Source organism: Nocardia sp. XZ_19_369 (assembly GCF_015355715.1).
Classification (GTDB): Bacteria; Actinomycetota; Actinomycetes; order Mycobacteriales; family Mycobacteriaceae; genus Nocardia.
In genome coordinates this window covers 1,090,010-1,112,638 of sequence record NZ_JACVED010000001.1, presented here as the reverse complement: position 1 = coordinate 1,112,638, position 22,629 = coordinate 1,090,010, and the positions used below count along the sequence as shown (strand labels likewise).

Genomic DNA, 22,629 nt, shown 5'->3' with positions numbered 1-22,629 from the left:
TTTTCCCGGGGTTCTGCACGGTTGATGTGGTCATTGGCTTTCTCGACTTCCGTCGCACTCTTTTCTTACCGTCCGGACGGTACAGTATCAGACATTACCGTCCAGCCGGTATAGTTCGCCCGGTGACGGTGAACACCCGCGACCGCATCCTGGACGCCCTCGAATCCCTGCTCTTGGAGAAAGGCCTGTCGCATGTGACATTGGAGAGCGTCGCGACGAAGGCAGGCGTCTCCAAAGGCGGCCTGCTCTATCACTTCAAGAGCAAGGACGCGCTGCTCGCCGGGCTGGTCCGGCGGCTCACCGAACGCGCGAACCAGCAGCTGACCGACGCCACCGCCCGTGGCCAGTCGGTCGCCGGCTGGTATCTGCAGACCCCGAATCCGGACGACGCCACCGACGCGGTGGAGCTGGAGCTCTACCGCTCCATGCTGGCCACCATGCGCACCATCGACGCCGCGACCGACGCGGAAACCGACGAGGTGCAGCAGGCGCTGATGGACATGATGAGCTCCTGGTCCGACGACCTGGACACCGAGATCGCGGACCCGGTGCAGGCCGACCTCATCCGGTTGGTCGGCGACGGCGTGTACCTGCGGGCCCTGCTCGGCCTGCCGCAGATCGAGCCGGCCCGGTACCGCCGCGTGGTGCAACGCCTGCTGGACCCGCCGAGCGCCGAGTAACCGCGAAGGCGCTGCACCGACCGCGAATCGGGCACTGACCGTTAGACTCGGCCCGTGCTACCAGCCGCCGACCCGGCCGGTGCCGTCGGGGCGGGAGCAGATCCGGTACCAGGGTCCTCTGGAACGACGGTGCCGATCCGTCCGATGACCTTCCGCGAACTCCTCGATGTGCCGTTCGCGCTCATCCAGGCGAATCTGCTCGCGCTGGCCTGGTCGAGCCTGCTCGCCCTGGTCACCGCCGAGCTGCTGGTCGTCGCGATCACCGCGGGGATCTCGACGCTGACCGACGGTTCGGACGCCGCCATCGCCTGGGCGGCCATCCTGTCGACCATGGCCTGCGCCTGGCTGCTGCGATTCGTGCTGCGCGGCACGACCGTGGCGATCGGCCTCGCGAGCGTGGCGGGTGCCCCGATCGGCTGGCGCACCGCGCTGCGCCGGGTCGGCGCGACGGCCGGGCCGTTGCTGGTGTTCCAGATGCTCTACACCGCGGTCGGGGTCGGCGTGCTCGCGCTGTCCAGCCTGCTGATCATCACCTTTCCGTTCGGCGTGGCCTGGCTGGGGCAGCTGCGGGCCAAGCGCTTCGTCGCGGTGCCGGTGATGTTCGTCGAGCGGGCCGCGCATCGAACGGCGGTCGAGCGCTCGAAACTCCTTGTCGCCGGAGCGGAATGGCAGACGGCCGCGCTGTGGTTCGCGCAGCGCTGTCTGCTGGTCCTGTTGTCCGTGCCGCTGCTGGGGATTCCGTGGTATCTCTCGGACTTTTCCGGCACCCATCAGTGGCAGGTGATCGTGCTGCTCACCACGGGCGTGCTGATGATCGTCGCGTTCGGCGAGGTCGTCGAGGCGGCCACCAGGGTGGTGTCGTACGTCGACCGGCGCTGCCGCCGTGAGGGTTTGGACATTCACGTCCCGGGTCGCGAGGTGCGATGAACGAGCACGACCCAGCGCCCCCGGCCCAGCCGCGCCTCGGTGCCGCGGCCGACCATCGTGCGGCCGCCGAAAACGCCGCTCAGCATCGCGATTTCGACAGCGCGCTGCGCGAACGCTTCCGCGCCGTGCTGCGTGGGCTGGAACAGCGCGGCGTGCTGGAGGTGCGGCGGTCACGCACCGCACGCGAGACCGCGGACGACGTGACCACCGCGCTGCCGCTGGAGGTCGCCGCCGAATTCCACCCAGCCGCACACAGTTTCGACGAGGTCGTCTACGGCGGGCGGCGGGCCACCGAAGACGAGTACCGCAGACTCGAATACGCCGACCGGTTCTCCGCGGCGGCACCACCGCCCGCACCGGAACCCACCGAAATCACCGCCACCGAGAAGGCGCCGCGCACCCGCCGGAAGCTGCCGCCGCTGCCCGCGCTCTTACGCAGCCCCAAGTTCTGGGCCGCCCTGGCCGGCGCGGCGGTGCTGCTCCTGCTGCTCTACGGCGCGTTGCAGTCCTGCGGCGCGCCGACAGCGCCGAAACCACCGCCACCACCACCGGACCTCCCGAACCCCGAGCCGCCGCGCGACTTCGACGCACCCGGCTTCGGCACCGGTGACGACCCGATCTGGGACCGGCTGCCCGCCCCCGTTTTCTTCGGCGGGCTGCAATTCCTGATCGCCGCCGCGCTGGTGGTGTGGTGGCGGGCGCGGCGCCGCGGCGCGCTGGTGCGCGAACCACGACCCGTCGAGGTCGCGGCGAACGAGCTGCTCGCCGGGCAAGCGGCGCTGTATCGGCGCTCGAAGGACCACGAACACGTCGCGGCGAAGCTGCGGGCGGCGACCCTGCGCCGGATCCGCCCGCCACTCGGGATGACCGCGGACACCCCACCCGACCGGCTGGTCGCCGCCGTGGCCGCCCGCACCGGTGCGCCGCCGGAGCAGATCGGCCGCGCCCTCTTCGGCGCGGTACCGGACGCGGACACCCTGGAACTCGTTGCCACCCAACTCGACTGGATCGAATCGGAGGTCGGATGACCATCCCCACCACCAAGACCAACCACACCCCCACTGCCGAGGAGGCGGGGGCGGCGTTCGCGGCGTTGCGCGGCGAGATCGGCAAGGCGGTGGTCGGCAACGACAACGCGGTCATCTTCCTGGTGCTCGCGCTGCTGTGCCGGGGCCATGTGCTGCTGGAAGGTGTGCCCGGCGTGGCGAAGACGCTGCTGGTGCGGGCCTTGGCGACAGCACTGGAACTCGATCATGCCCGGGTGCAGTTCACTCCGGACCTGATGCCCGGCGATGTCACCGGGTCGCAGATCTACGACCCGCACTCGGCCGAGTTCACCTTCCGGCACGGCCCGGTGTTCACCAATCTGCTGCTGGCCGACGAGATCAACCGCACGCCGCCGAAAACCCAATCGGCCCTGCTGGAATCGATGGAGGAGCGACAGGTCTCGGTCGACGGTCAGCCACGGCCGCTGCCCGATCCGTTCGTCGTGGTCGCCACCCAGAACCCGATCGAACAGGAGGGCACCTATCCGCTGCCGGAGGCGCAGCTGGACCGGTTCCTGTTCAAGGTCGACATCCAATTGCCCAGTCGCGATGACGAATTCCGCGTGCTGCAGCGGCACGCCGCGGGCTTCGATCCGCGCGACCTGGCCGCGGCGGGCCTGCGCCCGGTGGCGGGCCCCGCGCATATCGCCGCGGCGCGGGCCGCGATCGGCAAGGTGGCGATCAGCCCCGAGGTGCTCGCCTACGTGGTCGACCTGTGCCGGGCCACCCGGGTGTCGCCTGCCGTGCAGCACGGCGCGTCCACCCGCGGCGCCACCGCGCTGATGGCGGCTTCGCGTGCGTTCGCCTGGCTGAACGGGCGCGGCTTCGTGACCCCGGACGACGTCAAAACCCTTGCCGTGGCGGTCCTTCGGCATCGGCTGCAGTTGCGGCCGGAGGCGGAGCTGGACGGGGTGACCACCGAGAGTGTCATGACGTCGCTGCTGCTTTCGGTCCCGGTCCCGGTGTAGCCCGTGGTCGTCACCGGTCGGCTGGCCGCCGTCGCAGGGCTACTCGCGCTGCTCGTCACCTTCGTCGTCCCGTCGTTGCCCGGCGTGCTGATCGCGACCGCCGTGCTGGCCGCCGCCCTGCTGTTCGACCTCGGTTCGGTCGGCGGGGCAGGCGATCTCACGCTGTCCAGGCAGCCGCTGACCACGGTTCGGCTCGGCCGGTCCACCGAGGTGGAACTCGTCGCCACCAACACCGGTGCGCGCACCCTGCGCGGCACCGTGTGGGACGACTGGCCCGACAGCGCCCGCGCCGAAAACCGTACGCACCAGCTCGATCTGGCACCCGCCACCCTGGTCCGTTTCCGCACCACGCTGACACCGGCGTATCGCGGCGACCGGGTGGCCGGGCAGGTGACCGTGCGGCTGATCGGCCCACTCGGTGTGGCGGGCAGGCAGACTCGCCGCAGTGTCGCGGCCCGCGTGCGCGCACTGCCACCGTTCCGCAGCGAGCGGCTGCTGCGCTCGAAAGTCAAACGGCTGCAACACCTCGAGGGCCGCAACGTGGCGAATATGCGGGGCCAGGGCAGCGAGTTCGACTCGTTCCGCGAATACGTCGCGGGTGACGACGTGCGCGCCATCGACTGGCGCGCCACCGCACGGGCCACCGACGTGCTGGTGCGCACCTGGCGCCCGGAACGCCACCGGCACATGCTGATGCTGCTGGACACCGGCCGGGTCAGCGCGGGCCGGGTCGGTGCGGGCACCCGGCTGGACGCGAGCATCGAGGCCGCGCTGCTGCTCGGCGGGCTCGCCGCCGCCGCGGGCGACTCGGTCGACCTGCTCGCCTACGACCGGGAAGCACGCGCCGAGGTCCGCGGAATCGGCGGAAAAGGCTTGCAGCTCAAGCTGATGCACGCGATGGCCGGCATCACCCCTGCCCTCGTCGACACCGACAGCGCGGCCCTGGTGCGCGCTGCCATCCAGCGCACCCGCCGGCGCAGCCTGGTCGTCTGGTTCACCAGTCTGGACGGCGCCGCCGTGGAGGAGAACCTGCTCCCGGTACTGCCCACCCTCGCCCAGCGCCACCGCGTGCTGATCGTCTCGGTCACCGACCCCGAGGTCGCCGACGCCGCCGCCCGCCGCGCCACCCGCGCCGACCTCTACCCCGCGGCCGCCGCCGAGTCCGTCCTCGCCGAACGCGCGCTGGTCCAGGAGTCCCTACGGCGCAAGGGCATCGCGGTGGTCGCCGCCGCACCCGATCGCCTGCCCGAAGCCCTCGCGGACGAATACTTGGAACTCAAGCAGTCCGGGACGATGTAGTCCCCTCAAGTGCCCTTGTGGAAGTGGGCCGCGGAGGACTATGGAGCACATGTCTGATCTCGACGCGTTTGTCCGTGGGCTGCCCAAGGCCGAGTTGCACCTGCACCTGGAAGGGACGCTGGAACCGGAGTTGAAGTTCCGGCTGGCCCGGCGCAACGGGATCGAGCTGGCGGAGCAGACGGTGGACGAGGTCCAGCAGACGTACCGGTTCCACGATCTGACCTCGTTCTTGCAGGTCTACTACCCCGCCATGCGAGTGCTGCTGGAACCGGCGGACTTCCATGATCTGGCGTTCGACTATCTGACCAGGGCACACGCCCAGGGTGTCCGGCACGTCGAGATGTTCTTCGATCCCCAGGCGCACACCGGGCGCGGTGTCCCGTTCGCCACCGTGCTGGACGGGTATCGGTCGGCGATCGTGCGGGCGCGGCGGGAGTTCGGGATCTCGGCCGAGCTGATCCTCTGTTTCCTGCGCGACTACTCCGCGGAGTACGCCATGGCAACGCTGCTGGAGGCGCTCCCCTACCGCGACTGGATCATCGGCGTCGGGCTCGACTCGGATGAGCGCGGCAATCCGCCGAGCAAGTTCGCGGACGTCTTCGCGCGGGCCCGCCGCGAAGGCTTCCTGCTGACCATGCACTGCGACATCGATCAACCGGACTCGATCGAGCACATTCGGCAGGCACTCGAGGACATCGGGGTGGACCGGCTCGACCACGGCACGAACATTGTGGAGGACGACCGGCTGGTCGAGCTGGCCAAGGCCAAGGGCATCGCGTTCACCTGCTGTCCGGTCTCGAACTCGTTCGTCACCAGCCAGATGAAATCGGACGAGATCGTCGGACTGCTGGCGCGCGGGCTCACCGTGACCGTCAACAGTGACGATCCCGCATACTTCGGCGCGTACGCGGCGGACAACTACCTGGCACTAGCCGAGCACGCCAGCCTTGACCTCGATCAACTGGTGGCACTGGCGAAGAACTCGTTCCGCGCCTCGTGGATCACCCCGGCGCGCCTCGATCTGTTCCTCCGGGAGATCGACGACTACGTCGCCGCCAACCGGTAACTCGTCGGCACGCGGTCAAGGACCCACCCGCATCGGCATCGGCCGGAAGACCGGGAACATCGGCGGCGGCAGCACCCGACGTTGCCGCTCGGCGATGACCGCACCGAGTACCTGAAGCGGCGGATACCCCGTCGGCACCGGCACCTGCAGCCGCGCGCACACCGCATCTACCAGCGCGGTGCCCAGCTCGTGCTGCACCACAGGGGTGAGAGTGCGGAACCGGCTCAGATACTGGCGCACCGCGAGCGCCAGGTCATCCGGCAGCATGGCCAGCGGCAGCGGTCCGGCCCAGCCCGCGAGCCACGGCGGCGCGACCGCGAGCAGCGGCGCGGGCAGCGGTCGCTGGGCATGTACGACCACGGTGCCCGCGAGCACGTCACCGATCCGTCGCGCGTTCGGCGAGCACATCGAGGTGAGCACCGCGACGGCACCGAACGCGCCGAGCATCCAGAAGTCGACGATCGCACCGGCCAGCCCGCGGGTGAGTGCGTGCCGGAAGTCGATCGGGCCGCCGTCCGCGCGCACCACCCGCAGACCGAGCAGCAATTTGCCGAAGGTGCGACCGCGCCAGATGGTTTCGCACGCCACCGGATACCCCACCAGCACGCCGACGAGGGTGACCATGACGGCCACGTCCAGCCACGCCGTGTCCGCGCCGCCGGGCAGCAGGACGCTGATGGTCAGCACGAACAGCACGCCGGCCAGCATGAACTGCACCACCACGTCGACGAGGAAGGCGGTAGCCCTGGTGGGGATCCGGGCGATCGGCAGCTCCAGCGCGACCGCTTCCCCGGTGGTGAATTCAGCCATGTCGATAGCATTCTCCCGAGCGGCGGTAGTGGGAGGCAAGCCTGTGGATGTTGACGCGTACAGCTATGCACACCGGAGGGCCTGGGAACGCCTCGATTACCTGTCGACGCGGCGCAAGCTCACCGGTGCCGAGGCGGACGAACTCGTCACGCTGTACCGGCGCACCTCGCAGCAGTTGGCCCGGTTGCAATCGCACAGCCCCGATCCGGAGCTGATCGCCGGGTTGAGCGCGCTGCTGGCCAGGGCGCGCGGCCGGGTGCTCGGCGGCCGGGCCGACACGTGGCAGGAGATCGGCCGGTTCTTCACGCACCGGTTCCCGGCTGCCCTGTATCGGACGTGGCCGTGGTGGGCCGGGGTGGCGGCGGTGTTCCTGCTGGTGTCCGCCGGGCTGGCCGGCTGGGTGGCCCGATTCGATTCGGCCCGTACGGTTCTCGGTATTCCACGGGACACCGGCGCGCTGACGGAGCGGGGCGGCGCCTTCGAGACCTATTACTCCGAACATCCCCAGGGTGCCTTCGCCGCGCAGGTGTGGACGAACAACGCCTGGGTGACCGCGATCGCGCTGTTCACCGGGGTGCTGATCCTGCCTGCGGTGTATCTGCTGTTCATGAACGCGCTCAATCTCGGCGTCTCGGCCGGGTTGATGGCCGAGGCGGGGCGGTTGGATTCGTTCTTCGGGTTCATCCTGCCGCACGGCACGCTCGAGTTGACCGCCATCTTCGTGGCAGGCGGCGTCGGCCTGAAACTCGGTTGGACGCTGATAGATCCGGGTCGGCTGAGCCGGGTGGAGGCGGTGGCGCGGCAGGGCCGGGCGACCGCGACGGTCGCGCTCGGGTTGGTCGCGGTGTTGCTGGTGTGCGGCTGCATCGAGGGATTCGTGACGCCGAGCGCGCTGCCCGCGCCGGTGCGGATCGCCATCGGGTTCACCGCCGAGGCGTTGTTCCTGGTCTATGTGTTCGGAGTTGGCCGGCGTGTGGTATCGGCGCGGGCCGAGGGTGCGGCGGGGACCACCGGAGATGTGCCGGGCGACGGTCGGTAGACAACCTCGAGCACACACTGAGCGACATGGGTTCGGACACGCGACAGCAACGCTGTGTGACAGAGCGGTTTCGGTGTCCCCCAATTGAGTTCCGCTGGCCGCAGCGAGTCGAGCTCAGCTGCGGCCAGCGTTGCCGTTGACTCTACACAATCGTTATCCCGATGCAACCCTCCTCGCTCGTGTCAAGCGTATAAAGCAGCACGCCAGCAAACCGTGGTGGCGGCATCGTTTTTCACCGTTCCAGCTAACTTGTAGCTGCGACTTCGGCGCGGTTTCGCAGGGCCCGGAAGTACGCGCTCGGGCGAATCCGCAGGTCTGCCCAGATCCACTTCGTGGCGGTACAAACATTCTTCGAACCATTAGCTGCGCCGTCGACATAGACCACTCCATCCCCCACCTGTATGGCCGATGACCTGCGAGTTCGTCGCGATAAATCAAGGTAGCTAGACAACGGATGAACAGAAAGCGACCGTAGGTTTGTTTACAGCGTAATTAACACGATGCATACCCGGTAGGACGATCCGTACACGTGCATGCGTCTTGTCAAGATCAGGAATAACCAGACACCGAAAGGCGATCGTCGGAGCGTCGCGAGCGGGCTGGTTCAGCACCTCGGCCGCAACCTCGGGGCAGGGTGTGATCTTCGCCTCACTGGTCGCGGGGACCCTGGCGAATACGGCGAAATCGACACTGCGGCAAGCATTCCCCACTTCGGACACACCGGGACAACACGCCGATGAGGACGCCGACTGGGGCTGCACAACCACCGTGTTCGAGTACCGGTGTGGAACGTGCGTCACGGTCGTCCACAGCCTGGGAGTCGCGCACGCTCCACCGTTGTGGACAGGATCGGCCTGGTTCACAGCGGCCCGCAGCGTCGCCGACCACCGCTATCGATGTCCACACCTGGGCAGCACCGCGTCATCCACAGCGACGGCGTTATCTCGAGCGCTTGCCCACAGGGTTGTCCCCATTCATTCGGACGCTCATGCACAGGCCGCACCCAGGCGCTTCGGGGTCGATTCCGCCCGCATCGCTCGAGGTCGGGCCGGCAACGCGCAGTTGAACGGCGTTCGACCATCCCGAAACAACACACAGCATCATCCACAGCCGCGAGCGCCCGCCGCCAAACCTGGTGCACCGCAATAACACGCCCAGGACAAGGTGCGATCCAGGTCGGCTGGCATCGGCGCTCCTCGAGCAGCGCACAGATCTATCCACAGGACGATCACCCATCATCAGGTTGTGCATAAACCGCGAACTCGACTGAGCGGCAGCGGTATCCAGCACCCGAAATGGTCGGCCAGAAACGCCACCGGCTCATCCGACGCGCAGAATCCCGGTGATCGTGCCCTGCAACACCTGACGTCCGTGGGTGATCAACGGCGAGGTCTGCAGCGGATCGTCGACGATGGTGCCGGGCATCGGACGACTGGCGGTCACCGCGCCGGTGTCCGGATCGACCACGGTGAACGCATACCCGTCCAGCGGCGTCGTCGGGTCGAGACCGACCCTGGCCACTGTGTACAGCGCTGCGTCGGCTGTGGATAAATGCGGAACCGCCGCGCTGCGCACCGTGTTCTCCCACACTGTGTGGCAACCGTTCTCGTCCACATCAACCCTGGTCATGCCGCCGGGGAACGCCGCGGCCGCGGGCACCGCCGGTCCCGCGCCTTCGGGCACGGCCGGATACGGATAGCCGTAGGTGCTCGCGACGAACAGCGAGCGGCCGATGCCGACCGGTGAATTCTCGCTCCCCGCACCGCCCTTCGTGAGGACCGGTTGCGCACACACGAATTGTCCGCTTCCGGAACGGAATACCAGCGCGTTGACCTGCCCGTCGGCGTTGTCGACGATGGTCAGATAGTCGGCACCGGTGTCCGGCCCGAAATAGGTGGGTGTCGATCCGGTGCCCCAGCTGAGCTGCCCCGGCTTTCGGGCCGGGCCGCGTTCGTACGCCGCGCGCCAGAGCACCTCGGGTCGCCCCGACGAATCGGCCCGCAGTTCGTAGAGCGCATGCGTGGTCGCCACGGCGATCCACCCGCTCGGTGCCGCCGAAATGCTGTTGGCCACTTGCTCGCCGGCGGGCAATGCCACCGTCGCCGCTGCCCCGGACGGCGCGACGGTCCCGACAACGCCCTTGCCGGTGGCGAACCAGACGGTGCCCGACCAATCCGGCACCAACCCGGTTACGTTGTCGCCCAGCGGAATCACCGCCGACAGATCGGCTACCTGTTCGCTGACCAACCGCCACTTACCCGCCGCGTCGCGGGAATGACCCACCCGAAGCAGCCGGTTGTCCCCGTCGACCACGACGAGCCGGTCGTTGTTGTCCAGATACGCGTACACGCCACCGAGCAGGCTGCCCTTGCTGAGCGGGAGTGCCGCCAGCGAATGCCCGAGCGGTCCTGGCGCCGCGGGGTCGATCAGGTGCACGGTCGGCACCTGACCGGCGATCGCCGTGCACAACGCGACCACCAGATTGTCCGAGCCCTCCAGCAGCGTCGGGCACGCCGAGGCGAGTGGATAGGCCGAGACCGATACGGCACCCACGCCGGGCCCGGCCAGCGGAGTCGCGTCCGACGAACCCGCGTCCCCATGCATCGTCGCGGTGCCGAGCGGCCCGAGATACGGATTGGGCGCTGCCAGTGGCCCCCACGGTCCGGTCGCCGAGGCGGGTGTCGCGGGCAGCAGCGCCATCGAACAGGCGGCGAGGAAAATCAGCGGTGCACGCATGGCGGTCTTTCGGGTCGATGACACTGCATCCGATCGAACCGAAACGAACGCCTTCGGCACAGTATTCGAAACGTCGGTGATCCAAATGCCGCCGGGCGCCCCGTGCCTTCGCGGGCCCGAGGCGACACCGCAAGTGCGCCTACGATGGCGCCATGAACGGTCTGCGTGCCCGGTTGTTGTTCACTTTGGCCGGTCAGCTCGGCAATCCACACGGCTTGCTCGGCAAGGGCGTGGCGTTCATGCTCAATCGCGGCAACAAGCGCGCCATCGCCGCCGCGGTGACGGCCGCCGCGATCACCGAGGGCGAGACCGCGGCCGATCTCGGATTCGGCGGCGGCGCCGGGCTTTCCCTGCTGCTCGACCGCGTCGGAGCCGACGGCATCGTGCACGGGATAGAGCTCTCCGCCGACATGCTCGCCCGCGCCCGCGCCGGCTATCCGCGCGAAACCGCCGCAGGCCGACTGCTTCTCGCCGAGGGTTCGCTCACCGCGCTGCCGCTCGCCGACGACAGCCTCGACGCCGCGATCACGGTCAACACCGTCTACTTCGTGCCGGAGTTGGACGCGGTCTGCACCGAGCTCGCCCGCGTCATCCGGCCCGGCGGCAGGCTGGTCATCGGCATCGGCGAACCGGACGCCATGGCGAAGCTGCCGTTCACGCGGTACGGCTTCACGCTGCGCCCGGTCGCCGACGTCATTGCCGCGCTCGAGAAGTCGGGCTGTGTCGTCACGCACGAGCAGCTCCCGAACCCGCCGATTCCGCATCATCTACTGATCGCGCAGAAGCCCACGTAACTCCGCGCGACTACATCAACGCGCCGCCGTCGATCCGGATCTCGGTACCGGTCATGTAGCGGCCGTCGTCCGAGGCGACCATCGCGACCACACCGGCGATGTCCTCCGGACTACCGAGCGCACCGCCGTTGAGCCAGCCGGTCATCCGCGCGAACAGCTTCGGATCGAAACCTTCCGGCTGATCCAGAATCGATTTCGTGGTGATACCGCTGGTGATCCCCGCGGGCACGATGTTCACCGCGCGCAGGCCCTGCTTGGCGTACTCCAGCGCGATCGCGTGGGTGAACGCGTTGACGCCGCCCTTCGAGGCCGCATACGCCGCGAGATAGGGCGCGGCGCTGAAGGCCGCGGTCGAGGAGACGTTCACGACCACCCCGTGCCCGGAGTCGACCAGCGCGGGCAGCGCGGCCTGGGTCATCAGGAAGGTGCCCGTGAGATTCACCGAGATCACCTGATTCCAGGCGTCGAGCGGCATCTCGTGGGTGCGGGCCGGGCGCAGGATGCCCGCCGCGTTCACCAGCACATCGAGTCCGCCGAGGAACTCGAGCGCCGTCGCGGTCGCGGTACCGACCGACGCCGGGTCCGCGATGTTCACCGCGACCGTTCGCAACCGGTCGGCGGCGTCGCCCGCCTTCTCCGCCGTGGCCGCCAGCCCCGGCTCGTCGATGTCGGCGGCGACCAGCTGGGCACCCTCGTCCAGCAGCCGCAGGGCGATGCCCTGTCCGATGCCGGAGCCTGCTCCCGTCACCACCACGCGGCGGCCGTCATATCTGCGCATGCCAAGAATTAGAACAGGTTCTCATTGTGAGTCAAGACACTTCCCAGGTCTCGTTTCGCTGACGCCGAACTGGAACACGTTCTAGTCTGGGCGGATGCCGCACGACGCGTTCCAACCGGCCATGCTCGGACCGGTTCAGCTGCGCAACCGGATCATCAAGGCCGCGACCTTCGAGGGACGTACGCCCGACGCGCTGGTCACCGACGAGCTCATCGACTTCCATCGCGCGGTCGCCGCGGGCGGCGCCGGGCTGACCACGGTCGCCTACTGCGCCGTCGCGCCCGAGGGCAGAACCGACCAGCACCAGATCTGGATGCGGCCCGAGGCGGTGCCCGGGTTGCGACGGCTCACCGATGCGGTGCACCGCGAGGGCGGCGCGGTATCGGCGCAATTGGGCCATGCCGGCCCGGTGGCGAACGCCGCCTCCAATCGCGCGCCCGCACTCGCGCCGAGCAAGCAGTTCAGTCCGATCAGCCTGCGGCTCACCCGCGCGGCGACCGCGGCCGACATCCGGCGGATCATCGCCGCCCACGCCCGCGCCGCCCGGCTCGCGGTGGACGCCGGATTCGACGCCGTGGAACTGCATTTCGGGCACAACTATCTGATCAGCTCGTTCCTCAGCCCTGCCTTGAACAAGCGCTCGGACGAGTTCGGCGGCACCCTGGTCAACCGCGCCGAGCTGGCCAGGCAGACCGCGGACGCGGTGCGGCAGGAGGTCGGCGACGAGATCGCGGTGCTCGCCAAGTTCAATATGGACGACGGTGTGCGCGGCGGCTTCGGCGGCGACGAAAGCCTGTCCGTCGCACGGTGGCTCGCACGCGACGGCAACCTCGACGCGCTCGAGCTCACCGTCGGCAGTTCGCTGCGCAATCCGATGTATCTGTTCCGCGGCGACGTGCCGCTGCGCGAGTTCGCCGACCAGTTCCCGCCGCCGCAGCGCTGGGGTATTCGCTTCGCGGGGCGTAGGTTTCTGCGCACCTACCCGTATCAGGAGACCTACCTGCTCGAGCAGGCGCTGCGCTTCCGAGCGGAACTGGATCTGCCGCTGGTGTTGCTGGGCGGCATCGCTTCACGCGGCGCCATCGAGACCGCGATGTCGCACGGGTTCGAGTTCGTCGCCATGGCTCGCGCGCTCCTGCACGATCCGGGGTTGGTCGATCGCCTGCGGGCCGACGCGGCGAGCGTGTCCGGGTGTACCCATTGCAATCGCTGCATGCCGACGATCTATCGGGGCACGCGTTGTGTGCTGACTTCGCCCGTGCCGGATCCGGCGATATAAGCGAGAAGGCCCGGTCCTGATGGACCGGGCCTTCTTTCGGCGGGTCGAACCACAACGGTCGGCGATGTGGTTCACGCCGATTTCGCCATCCTCACCTGTCGAACAATCAGGCGGGCTTGGCCGCGGAAGCAGTCAGCTCCGGACCGACGATCGACACCCATTCGTTCATCTCCGGGGAATCGTCCTTCGCGATTGCCGCGACATCCTGCCTATTGCAGCCGCTGCCGACGGGAACACCGTCGAAACGCTCCTGCAGCCACTGATATGTGCCCGGCACCGACAAGAATGCCTGTGAGTAGGCCTCGCCGATTTGGATGCGCCGGTAGGTGATCTGCCCGTCGTTCTGGCAGTAGGTATCCACCAGCCGGTCGGTCGCGTAGGCGGGCATAATCCAGTCACCCATCGACTGGAAGATATATGTCGGCCGGTCCGGCGTCGCATTTCCCATCTTGACCTGATCGAGTATCTTGCTCGGCAGCGGCTCACGCGTCATGTCCGGTGTATCGAACAGTCCCTTGATGTTCAGGTTCGGGAAACTCGAAACCGACCAACCCTGGCATACATTGCTGTGCACGGTCCGCAGGCCCTGGCCCAGCGGATTCATGTGCTGATCCAGATAGGTCTGCAATTCCGGGTATTCGCGACTCAGGCCGACGATGCCTGCGAACACCGTCCCGGCGGCGGGACCATTGTTCTGATAGTCGACCAGGTCCCGCAGGTCTGCGGCGGTGGAGCCGGAGACGGTACCGACCAGGTTGACGTCCGGTGCGTAGGTGGCGCGCTGCTCAGCGGCGTGCATCGTCGGGATGGAGCCACCCGAGTCGCCCCACAGGCCGACCTTGGTGTCGCGGCCCTGATGCAGCTCCATCGGCTTGAAGTTCTCCGCGGCCCGGATGCCGTCGAGGGTGATCCGGCCCGCCAGCGGGCCCGCGGCGAAGGCGGAGAGCAGGCCTTCGTGGTCGGGAATGGAGACGCCCCAACCCTTTGTGACCGCGTAGAGGGCCATCGGCAGCATGAAATTCGGGCCCATCGTGCCCGCGTAGTTCGGCGGCAGCGCCAACATCTGGCTGGTGTACGACGGCGCGCAGTGCGCCGCGACCGCGTCCTCCGGGATCTGCACCGACACCAAGTTCGTCGGCGCCTTGCCGCGCGGCTTCATCACCGTGGTGACCGCGGCGATCGGCTCGTCGCGACTGTTGTTCGACCGGTAGGACAGCTGCCACGCATCCACGTCCGGCTGAATAATCGACTGGAACGCGGGATGCACTTCGCGCGCGGCAATGATCTCGCCCGGCTGCTTCGCCGCGACAACATCGCGCGGCGGATTGAGAAACACTTGATCCTCGGCGGGCATTGCCGGCGGAGTCAGTGCGGGCTGAATCGGTACATAGTCATCCGACGCGCACGGGCACGCCGCGGCAAAACCTGCGGTGGCCACTTGAATCACGACCGCGGCACCCGCGGCCAACATCGTTGCCCGCCCGTATCGGCGGTGCCGTGTTTTGAACATGTTCATACCTGATCCTTCAGCTGAGGGAGAGGTGCATGACAAGCTGCGACCAGGAGCAGTAGCACCAAATCCCCGACGAATGCAGGTATTTGCGAAGTGACCACTCCGGTGTGAGCCGTCGCAATCGTAGATGAACATTTGAATAATCCAGCGCGAAACGCGAGAGGGAACGCATTCAAATCGCCCCTACCACTCACAACATCACTCCCCCAACCTCCAATTAACTTCCGCCCGATACCTTTTCCGCCCCAGTCCGGCCCGAAATGTCCGATGTGAAACCACGTCACCGATCAAAGAGAACAGTCACGTACACAATCCGAAATAACCGAAAATAACGCCCACTGGGCGGATTTCACGTCGAACAAACCTGTGGATATCAGCAGTTGTGCACAGCTTGTGGATATACCTCCACACCCCGACCGCGCACATCCACGAGAACCCCACTCCACCAACCCGAGTCACCAGCACCCCCACCGATCCCGGTGCCCGGAAACGAAACACAGCGGCCCACTGGAGTCTCGTTCACCCGAGAACACACCCGACAGACACGACGATCATGGAAGTCACAACCAGCCACGAAGGCGGTACACCTCACACCCCACGCAGCAGCCAGGAACTCGCACACCCCGAGGCAACGTCCGCGCCCCACAGACCGCGCACGTTCACCAGCAACGCCCGCCGCCCCAACGCACGCAACCCACGCGCGGGGCAACCATCGACCTGGGGGGTTCGGGGGGCGAAGCCCCGCCGAGCGGGGCATGGGGGCTGCGCCCCCATATAACACTGAACGAAACGAGAAAAGCTCGTGCTCTCTACGAGCACGAGCTTCCCCGAGTGGAGTGGGCGAAGGGGGACTTGAACCCCCACGTCCCGAAGGACACTGGCACCTGAAGCCAGCGCGTCTGCCATTCCGCCACTCGCCCGAGCGACTCGGAGACAGTATCACGCAGTCCGTGTCGACACGAAATCGGCTGTGTGGGGCCGTGACGCGGGGGCTGGACAAGCGCGGGAACCTGCTGATCTTTCCAAGAGTTACAGGTGTGGACGATCGTGGATATCATGCAATGAACGTGCTCGATGGGCGACACGCCATATGCGTGTGTCGTTGTTACGTATCAGCAGAAGAGACGCTCACCGAAGGGAGGCCGGAATGGGCATCGTTTCACGGTTCGAGCGTCGTCTTCAGGGCGCCGTCGGTGACGTGTTCGCCAGGGTGTTCGGCGGCAACGTCGTGCCCCAGGAGGTGGAGGCGGCGCTGCAACGGGAGGCCGCTGATCATGTCCAAGAGCTCGACGGCGGGCACCTGTTGGCACCCAACAGCTATGTGATCACTATCAACTCCTCCGATCACCAGCAGTTGGACGCCGATCACGACCTCACCACCCGCGCGTTCGCCAAACACCTGCAGGATTACATCCGCGAGCAAGGCTGGCAGACCTACGGCGAAGTACACGTGGCGTTCGAGGCATCCCCTACGCTGCACACCGGACAGTTCAGGGCTAGCGGCCGGGTCGATCCGGACGTCGGCCGCGGAGCTACACCAGCTCACAGCCCTGAACGCACGCCACAACGACCTGCAAACCCGCAACCAGGAGCTGGCCCCATGACGCAGAACTCAGGCTACGACCCGAGCCGTGAGCCCGCGGAGTCCGATCCACGCAACCGCGGGTACGCCCCACCGCCTGCCGGTCGCGGCGGCGCGCAGAACGGCGCGTACCGCGAGGACTACGGTCGCGGCGCGGCGCCCTACGGCGCCGACTATCCGGCGCCGGAGGGTCAGCAGGGTTACGGCGAGTACCAGAACGGCTACGACTACCAGCAGGGTGGCCAGGCCTACGGTCAGCCGGGGTATCAGGAGCCGGGCTACGCCGCCCAGCAGCCGGGCTACGCCGATCGTGGTTACGGGCAGCCGGGTTACCAGGAGCCCGCGTACGGCCAGCCGGGCTATCAGGAACCGCCGGCCTACGGTCAGCCGGGCTACCAGGAGCCGGGCTACGGCCAGCAGGGTTACGCCCAGCAAGGTTACGGCGATCAGGCCTACGCGGATCCGGCGTACGGCCAGCAAGGCCAGGGCTACGCCCAGCCGGGCTACGGCCAGCAGGGTTACCAGGAGCCCGGTTACGGCGAGCAGGCCTACGCCGAGCCCGCCGCCTACGGCCAGGATGACCAGGCCGGTTACGGCCAGGCCTACTCGCAGCAGCCCGGCTACGGCGCGCAGCCCGGCTATGGTGCCGCGCCCGCGTATGCCGCTCCCCCGCAGGCGGGTTCGGGCTACTCCGCGACTCTTCAGCTCGACGACGGCAGCGGCCGCACGTACCAGTTGCGCGAGGGCAGCAACATCATCGGCCGTGGCCAGGACGCGCATTTCCGGCTGCCCGACACCGGTGTCTCGCGCAGGCACATCGAGGTCCGCTGGGACGGGCAGACCGCCATGCTCTCAGATCTGGGTTCCACCAACGGCACGCTGGTCAACGGTTCTCCCGTGCAAGACTGGCAGCTCGCCGACGGGGACGTGATCCGCGCCGGGCACTCCGAGATCCTGATCCGTATCGTCTGATCCCGTAAGCTCGCGATGCAGGTCACGACTTGGCCATCAAGGATTCGTCGGTCGTATCGTGATCGAACTCGACCTACGGCCCTATGATGCTGCCAACACACGCACGGCACCGGAACCCGGGGTCGGCAAGACCAGCATGCTGGTGGGGGTGGTCGAACCGCACCTACGGCACCGACATACACGGTCGAACAGGAGGTGGAACGCCGTGCAGGGACTGATCCTGCAACTGACCCGTGCGGGGTTCCTGCTGCTGTTGTGGTTGTTCGTGTGGGCGGTGCTGCGCACCTTGCGCAGCGACATCTACGCGGCATCCGGCATACGGATACAGCCCAGGGCCGCACGCGGTTCCGCGGTGCTGCCCTCCTTCAGCCGGGGCCAGAAGGGCGCCAAATTTCTTGTGGTGACTCAAGGTTCACTCGCCGGCACCCGCATCTCGCTAGGCACCCAACCGGTGCTGATCGGGCGTGCGGACGACTCCACGCTGGTGCTCACCGATGATTACGCCTCGACCAGACATGCGCGACTGTCCCCGCGTGGCGATGATTGGTACGTCGAAGACCTCGGCTCGACGAACGGCACCTACCTCGATCGCGCGAAAGTCACCACTGCCGTGCGGGTTCCGCTCGGCACGCCTGTCCGTGTCGGCAAAACAGTGATCGAGTTGCGATCGTGACACTCGTTCTCCGCTACGCAGCGCGTAGCGACCGCGGTCTCGTCCGGGGCAACAACGAAGACTCCGTCTACGCCGGCGCGCGATTACTCGCGCTCGCCGACGGCATGGGTGGCCATGCCGCGGGCGAGGTGGCGTCGCAGTTGATGATCGCCGCGCTGGCCCATCTGGACGACGACGAGCCGGGCGACGATCTGCTCGGCAAACTGGATTCGGCGACCCGAGAGGGCAACGCCGCCATCGCCGATCAGGTCGAGGAGGAGCCCGAACTCGACGGGATGGGCACCACGCTCACCGCGATCCTGTTCGCGGGCAAGAAGCTCGGCCTGGTGCACATCGGTGACTCCCGTGCCTATCTGCTGCGCGGCGGCGAACTGGCGCAGATCACCAGGGACGACACGTTCGTCCAATCACTGGTGGACGAGGGCCGGATCACGCCCGAGCAGGCGCACACGCACCCGCAGCGCTCGCTGATCATGCGCGCGCTCACCGGCAACGAGATCGAGCCGACGCTGATCATGCGCGAGGCCCGCGCCGGGGACCGCTACCTGCTGTGCTCGGACGGCCTCTCCGATGTGGTGAGCGATGAGACCATCGCGAACACCATGCGCGAGGGCAGCACCGACGAATGTGCCGACCGGCTCATCGAACTCGCGTTGCGCAGCGGCGGACCCGACAATGTCACCGTCGTCGTCGCCGACGTGATCGACCTCGATTACGGCCAGAGTCACCCGATCGTGGCCGGTGCCGCGTCCGGGGTGGACGAGGACACGCCACCGCCGAACACCGCGGCCGGACGCGCGGCGGCCATGCGCCCGCCGCGAGCCGCGCCACGCCGGGCCGCCGCGACACCCGAGCCGGAGCCGAAGGGCAAGGCGCGCAAACTGCGCTGGTTCGTCCTCGCGTTCGCGCTGGTGCTGGCCGTCGGTGTCGGACTGCTGGTCGGCTACAAGATGATTCGCAGCAACTACTACGTCGGGGCCGACAACGGCTCGGTGGTGATCCTGCGCGGGTTACCGGGCTCGGTGCTCGGTTACTCGATCCACGACGTGAATCTTGTCGGCTGCGTCACCAAGACCGGGGAACTGTCCCTGGTCGATCCCGGCGGCGATCTGCCGTCGTCCTGCAAGCAGCTGAAGGTCACCGATCTCAAGCAGACCGGCCGCGAACAGGTCGGCAAGGGCCTGCCGCCCGGCTCGCTGGACCGGGCCAAGGACCAGATGCGCTCCATCGCGCAGGGCGAGCTGCTGCCGCCGTGCCCGGCGAAGACATCGGTGCCCCAGCCCGGCGTGCTGCCGACGACCGAGCCGCCGCCGCCCGGACCGGCCGCACCGAGTACCGCGGCCGCCCCGACCTCCGAGCCCGCACCGCCGGCTCCGCCGGTACCCGGCAACGGTGACGCGGGCACCGATCTCAAGACACCGACGAAGTCGGAAGCACCGGTTCCGCCGAACCCCCAGATCGCGGGGGAGAACTGCCGGGTGACGGACTGATGTCCGCGCCCGCACCGCCGTCCGCTGGGGCTTTTCCCAGTCCTCCCGGCGGCTTCGCTCCCGCGCCACCGCCGAGCACCAGACGCAATGCCGAGCTGCTGCTGCTGGCCGGCGCGGCGGTGATCACCACGGCCTCACTGTTTTTGGTGGAGGCCAGCCAGGAGCAGTCGGTCACCTGGGATATCGCCAAGTACGGACTGGCTTTTCTGGCGTTGTTCGGCGTCGCCCACCTCGCGGTGCGCCGCTTCGCGCCCTTCGCCGACCCGCTGCTGCTGCCGATCGTCGCGCTGCTCAACGGACTCGGACTGGTGCTGATCCACCGGCTCGACCTGGCCGATGAGCAGAACGCGGTCTACAACTCCTGGCCGATGCCGTCTCCGGACGCCAACCAGCAGATCCTGTGGACCACCCTCGGCATGATCGTGTTCATCGGGCTGCTGATCGCGCTGCGCGACTACCGCACGCTGGCCCGCTACGGCTACACCCTGGGCCTGATCGGATTGATCGCGCTGGCGCTGCCCGCCGTGCTGCCCAGCCGCTTCTCCGAGATCAACGGCTCCAAGAACTGGATCAAGATCACCGGATTCAGCATCCAGCCCGCGGAGTTCTCGAAGATCCTGCTGATCATCTTCTTCGCCTCGGTGCTGGTGGCCAAGCGCGATCTGTTCACCGCCGCCGGAAAGCACCTGCTGGGCATGGAGTTCCCGCGCGGACGCGACCTCGGCCCGATCGTGGTGGTCTGGATCGTCTGCGTCGGCGTGCTCGTCTTCGAGAAAGACCTCGGCACCTCGCTGCTGATCTTCAGCACGGTGCTGGTGATGCTCTACATCGCCACCGAACGGGTGGGCTGGCTGGTGATCGGCGGCGCGCTGCTCACCCTCGGATTCTTCTTCGCCTACCAAACTTTCGGCCATGTGAAGATCCGCACCCAGACCTGGCTGCATCCGTTCGACGACTACAACAACACCGGCTATCAGATCTCCCAGTCGCTGTTCGGGCTGGCCACCGGCGGGCTCGCGGGGACCGGCCTCGGCAGCGGACGCCCCAACCAGGTGCCCTTCGCCAAGACCGACTTCATCATCACCACGATCGGTGAGGAACTCGGCCTGATCGGGCTCACCGCGGTGCTGGTGCTGTTCCTGGTGTTCATCGTGCGCGGCCTGCGCACCGCACTCGCCGTGCGCGACAGCTTCGGTAAGCTGCTGGCCGCCGGCCTCGCGTTCACCGTCGCGATCCAGCTGTTCGTCGTGGTCGGCGGTGTCACCAAACTGATTCCGCTGACCGGTCTCACCACACCCTTCATGTCCTACGGCGGCTCGTCGCTGCTGGCCAACTACGCGCTGCTCGCGCTGCTGATCAAGGTCTCGGACGCGGCGCGCGCGCCGGCCCCGGCCCGTAAGGCCGTGCCCGCGGCCCCGATCGCGGAGGCGGCCACCGAGCTGCTGCGCAAGCCCGACGCGGGCCGACCGGAAGCGGGGCCCGCCACATGAACACACCACTACGCCGGGTCGCGATCGCGGTGATGCTGATGATCGTCGCGTTGCTGGTCAACGCGACCTACGTCCAGGTGATCAAGGCCGACGACTACCGCACCGACCCGCGCAACTCGCGGGTGCTGCTCGACGAGTACTCGCGCCAGCGCGGGCAGATCTCCGCGGGCGGCACCGTGCTCGCCAACTCGGTGGCCACCGAGGACCGCTACAAGTACCTGCGCACCTACCCCAGCTCCCCCGAGGCGTTCGCGCCCGTCACCGGCTTCTACTCGATGCAGTACGGCAGCAACGGGCTGGAGCGGGCCGAGGATTCGGTGCTCAACGGTTCCGACAGCCACCTGTTCGGCTCGCGGCTGGTCGACATGGTGTCCGGACGCGACCCGCGCGGCGGCAACGTGATCACCACCCTCGACCCGGCCATGCAGCAGGTGGCCTACGACCAGCTGACCAGCAAGGGCTACACCGGTTCGGTGGTGGCGATCGAGCCGAGCACCGGCCGGATCCTCACCATGGTGTCCACCCCGAGCTACGACCCGAACCAGCTGTCCGGCCACGACGGCGCCCGCGGCACCCAGACCTGGGAGGCGCTCAGCGCGGACGAGAAGCAGCCGATGCTGAATCGGGCTGTCTCGCAGACCTATCCGCCCGGCTCCACCTTCAAGGTGGTGGTCACCGCGGCCGCGCTGGCGAACAACATCGCGACGCCGGAGGATCAGTTCACCGCGGCGCCGAACATCACGCTGCCCGGCACGAGCACCACGCTGGAGAACTACAACGGCTCCAACTGTGGTGGCGGCCAGAGCGCCTCGCTGCACGAGGCGTTCCGGCTCTCCTGCAACACCGCGTTCGCCGAACTCGGTGTCAAGGTGGGGGCCGCGAAACTCAAGGACCAGGCCGCCGCGTTCGGCATCGGCGAGAACCGGGGCATCCCGATCCCGGTCGCCGAGAGCACGGTCGGCACCATGCCGGACAACGCCGCGCTGGCTCAGAGCAGCATCGGACAGCGCGACGTGGCGCTGACCCCGCTGGACAACGCGGTGATCGCGGCGACCGTCGCCAACGGCGGCGTCCGGATGGAACCGCACCTGGTCGACCAACTGCAGGGACCCGACCTCAGTGAGTTGTCCAAGACCAAGCCGGTCTCGCTGGGCCAAGCGTTCAATGCCCAGGTAGCGTCATCGCTGACGAATCTGATGATCGCGTCGGAGGAGAACACCGGCGGTAGCAGGTCTTCCCGCTATCAGATCGCGTCCAAGACCGGCACCGCCGAGCACGGCAGCAATCCCCGCAATACCCCACCGCACGCCTGGTACATCGCCTTCGCGCCCGCGCAGAACCCGAAGATCGCCATCGCGGTCATCGTGGAGAACGGCGGCGACCGGGCACTCGGGGCGACGGGTGGCAAGGTGGCCGCGCCGATCGCACGCGCGGTCTTGGACGCCGGTCTGCGAGGCGGCTGAACGATATGGATGTGCGAGTGAAGG

The 22,629-nt window shown here is 67.7% G+C and carries 18 protein-coding genes and 1 tRNA gene; 14 read left to right on the top strand and 5 right to left on the bottom strand.

Annotated features, from left to right (window positions below; genetic code table 11):
- Positions 1 to 122: 122 nt before the first annotated feature.
- The 6 genes from IBX18_RS05145 to add all read left to right on the top strand — a co-directional run bounded on the left by IBX18_RS05145 (position 123) and on the right by add (position 5,986).
- Entirely contained in the window at positions 123 to 680 is a 558-nt protein-coding gene (locus tag IBX18_RS05145; RefSeq protein WP_194832514.1) for a TetR/AcrR family transcriptional regulator, read from the top strand.
- A gap of 129 nt (positions 681 to 809) precedes the next feature.
- Positions 810 to 1,607: a hypothetical protein gene (locus IBX18_RS05140; protein WP_306796143.1), complete on the top strand. Its 798-nt coding sequence runs from the start codon at positions 810 to 812 to the stop codon at positions 1,605 to 1,607.
- Positions 1,604 to 2,635, top strand: coding sequence for a DUF4129 domain-containing protein (locus tag IBX18_RS05135; RefSeq protein WP_194832513.1), 1,032 nt, complete (start codon positions 1,604 to 1,606; stop codon positions 2,633 to 2,635). The genes IBX18_RS05140 and IBX18_RS05135 overlap by 4 nt, the downstream gene beginning before the upstream one ends.
- Positions 2,632 to 3,621 carry a MoxR family ATPase gene (locus IBX18_RS05130; protein WP_194832512.1) on the top strand — a complete coding sequence of 330 codons (990 nt, stop codon included), beginning with the start codon at positions 2,632 to 2,634 and terminating at the stop codon, positions 3,619 to 3,621. Before IBX18_RS05135 ends, IBX18_RS05130 begins: the two co-directional genes overlap by 4 nt.
- Positions 3,622 to 3,624: 3 nt before the next feature.
- Positions 3,625 to 4,920 carry a DUF58 domain-containing protein gene (locus IBX18_RS05125; protein ID WP_194832511.1) on the top strand — a complete coding sequence of 432 codons (1,296 nt, stop codon included), beginning with the start codon at positions 3,625 to 3,627 and terminating at the stop codon, positions 4,918 to 4,920.
- Positions 4,921 to 4,969: 49 nt separating this feature from the next.
- Entirely contained in the window at positions 4,970 to 5,986 is a 1,017-nt protein-coding gene (gene add / locus IBX18_RS05120) for an adenosine deaminase (protein WP_194832510.1), read from the top strand.
- 15 nt (positions 5,987 to 6,001) lie between these two features.
- On the opposite strand, the gene IBX18_RS05115 is transcribed toward add, so the two are convergent.
- Positions 6,002 to 6,796, bottom strand: a complete 795-nt coding sequence (locus IBX18_RS05115) for an RDD family protein (protein WP_194832509.1) — start codon at positions 6,794 to 6,796, stop codon at positions 6,002 to 6,004.
- 43 nt (positions 6,797 to 6,839) lie between these two features.
- On the opposite strand from IBX18_RS05115, the gene IBX18_RS05110 reads away from it, so the two are divergent.
- A complete protein-coding gene (locus tag IBX18_RS05110) occupies positions 6,840 to 7,835 on the top strand; it encodes a stage II sporulation protein M (RefSeq protein WP_194832508.1) in 996 nt (331 codons plus the stop codon).
- A gap of 1,320 nt (positions 7,836 to 9,155) precedes the next feature.
- On the opposite strand, the gene IBX18_RS05105 is transcribed toward IBX18_RS05110, so the two are convergent.
- The gene (locus tag IBX18_RS05105) at positions 9,156 to 10,571 is read right to left on the bottom strand and encodes a hypothetical protein (RefSeq protein ID WP_194832507.1); all 1,416 of its coding nucleotides are present in this window, start codon (positions 10,569 to 10,571) and stop codon (positions 9,156 to 9,158) included.
- Between the two features lie 152 nt (positions 10,572 to 10,723).
- Between IBX18_RS05105 and IBX18_RS05100 the strand changes: the two genes are divergently transcribed.
- Positions 10,724 to 11,365: a class I SAM-dependent methyltransferase gene (locus IBX18_RS05100; RefSeq protein WP_194832506.1), complete on the top strand. Its 642-nt coding sequence runs from the start codon at positions 10,724 to 10,726 to the stop codon at positions 11,363 to 11,365.
- A gap of 10 nt (positions 11,366 to 11,375) precedes the next feature.
- On the opposite strand, the gene IBX18_RS05095 is transcribed toward IBX18_RS05100, so the two are convergent.
- A complete protein-coding gene (locus IBX18_RS05095; RefSeq protein ID WP_194832505.1) occupies positions 11,376 to 12,143 on the bottom strand; it encodes an SDR family NAD(P)-dependent oxidoreductase in 768 nt (255 codons plus the stop codon).
- A 94-nt stretch (positions 12,144 to 12,237) separates the two neighbouring features.
- Between IBX18_RS05095 and IBX18_RS05090 the strand changes: the two genes are divergently transcribed.
- On the top strand, positions 12,238 to 13,422 hold the full coding sequence (locus IBX18_RS05090; RefSeq protein WP_194832504.1) for an NADH:flavin oxidoreductase: 1,185 nt from the start codon (positions 12,238 to 12,240) through the stop codon (positions 13,420 to 13,422).
- Positions 13,423 to 13,528: 106 nt separating this feature from the next.
- On the opposite strand, the gene IBX18_RS05085 is transcribed toward IBX18_RS05090, so the two are convergent.
- A complete protein-coding gene (locus tag IBX18_RS05085) occupies positions 13,529 to 14,938 on the bottom strand; it encodes a lipase family protein (RefSeq protein WP_228540303.1) in 1,410 nt (469 codons plus the stop codon).
- An 834-nt stretch (positions 14,939 to 15,772) separates the two neighbouring features.
- Positions 15,773 to 15,855: transfer RNA gene (locus IBX18_RS05080), tRNA-Leu, on the bottom strand.
- Between the two features lie 227 nt (positions 15,856 to 16,082).
- Between IBX18_RS05080 and IBX18_RS05075 the strand changes: the two genes are divergently transcribed.
- The 5 genes from IBX18_RS05075 (at position 16,083) to IBX18_RS05055 (ending at position 22,605) form a co-directional block, all read left to right on the top strand.
- A complete protein-coding gene (locus tag IBX18_RS05075; protein ID WP_194832503.1) occupies positions 16,083 to 17,489 on the top strand; it encodes a DUF3662 and FHA domain-containing protein in 1,407 nt (468 codons plus the stop codon).
- A gap of 205 nt (positions 17,490 to 17,694) precedes the next feature.
- Positions 17,695 to 18,162: an FHA domain-containing protein gene (locus IBX18_RS05070; RefSeq protein ID WP_014980860.1), complete on the top strand. Its 468-nt coding sequence runs from the start codon at positions 17,695 to 17,697 to the stop codon at positions 18,160 to 18,162.
- Positions 18,159 to 19,652, top strand: coding sequence for a PP2C family serine/threonine-protein phosphatase (locus tag IBX18_RS05065; RefSeq protein ID WP_194832502.1), 1,494 nt, complete (start codon positions 18,159 to 18,161; stop codon positions 19,650 to 19,652). Before IBX18_RS05070 ends, IBX18_RS05065 begins: the two co-directional genes overlap by 4 nt.
- Positions 19,652 to 21,142 carry an FtsW/RodA/SpoVE family cell cycle protein gene (locus IBX18_RS05060; protein WP_107653521.1) on the top strand — a complete coding sequence of 497 codons (1,491 nt, stop codon included), beginning with the start codon at positions 19,652 to 19,654 and terminating at the stop codon, positions 21,140 to 21,142. The genes IBX18_RS05065 and IBX18_RS05060 overlap by 1 nt, the downstream gene beginning before the upstream one ends.
- Positions 21,139 to 22,605 (top strand): penicillin-binding protein 2, encoded by a 1,467-nt coding sequence (locus IBX18_RS05055; RefSeq protein WP_194832501.1) that lies wholly within the window; start codon positions 21,139 to 21,141, stop codon positions 22,603 to 22,605. Before IBX18_RS05060 ends, IBX18_RS05055 begins: the two co-directional genes overlap by 4 nt.
- Positions 22,606 to 22,629 lie beyond the last annotated feature (24 nt).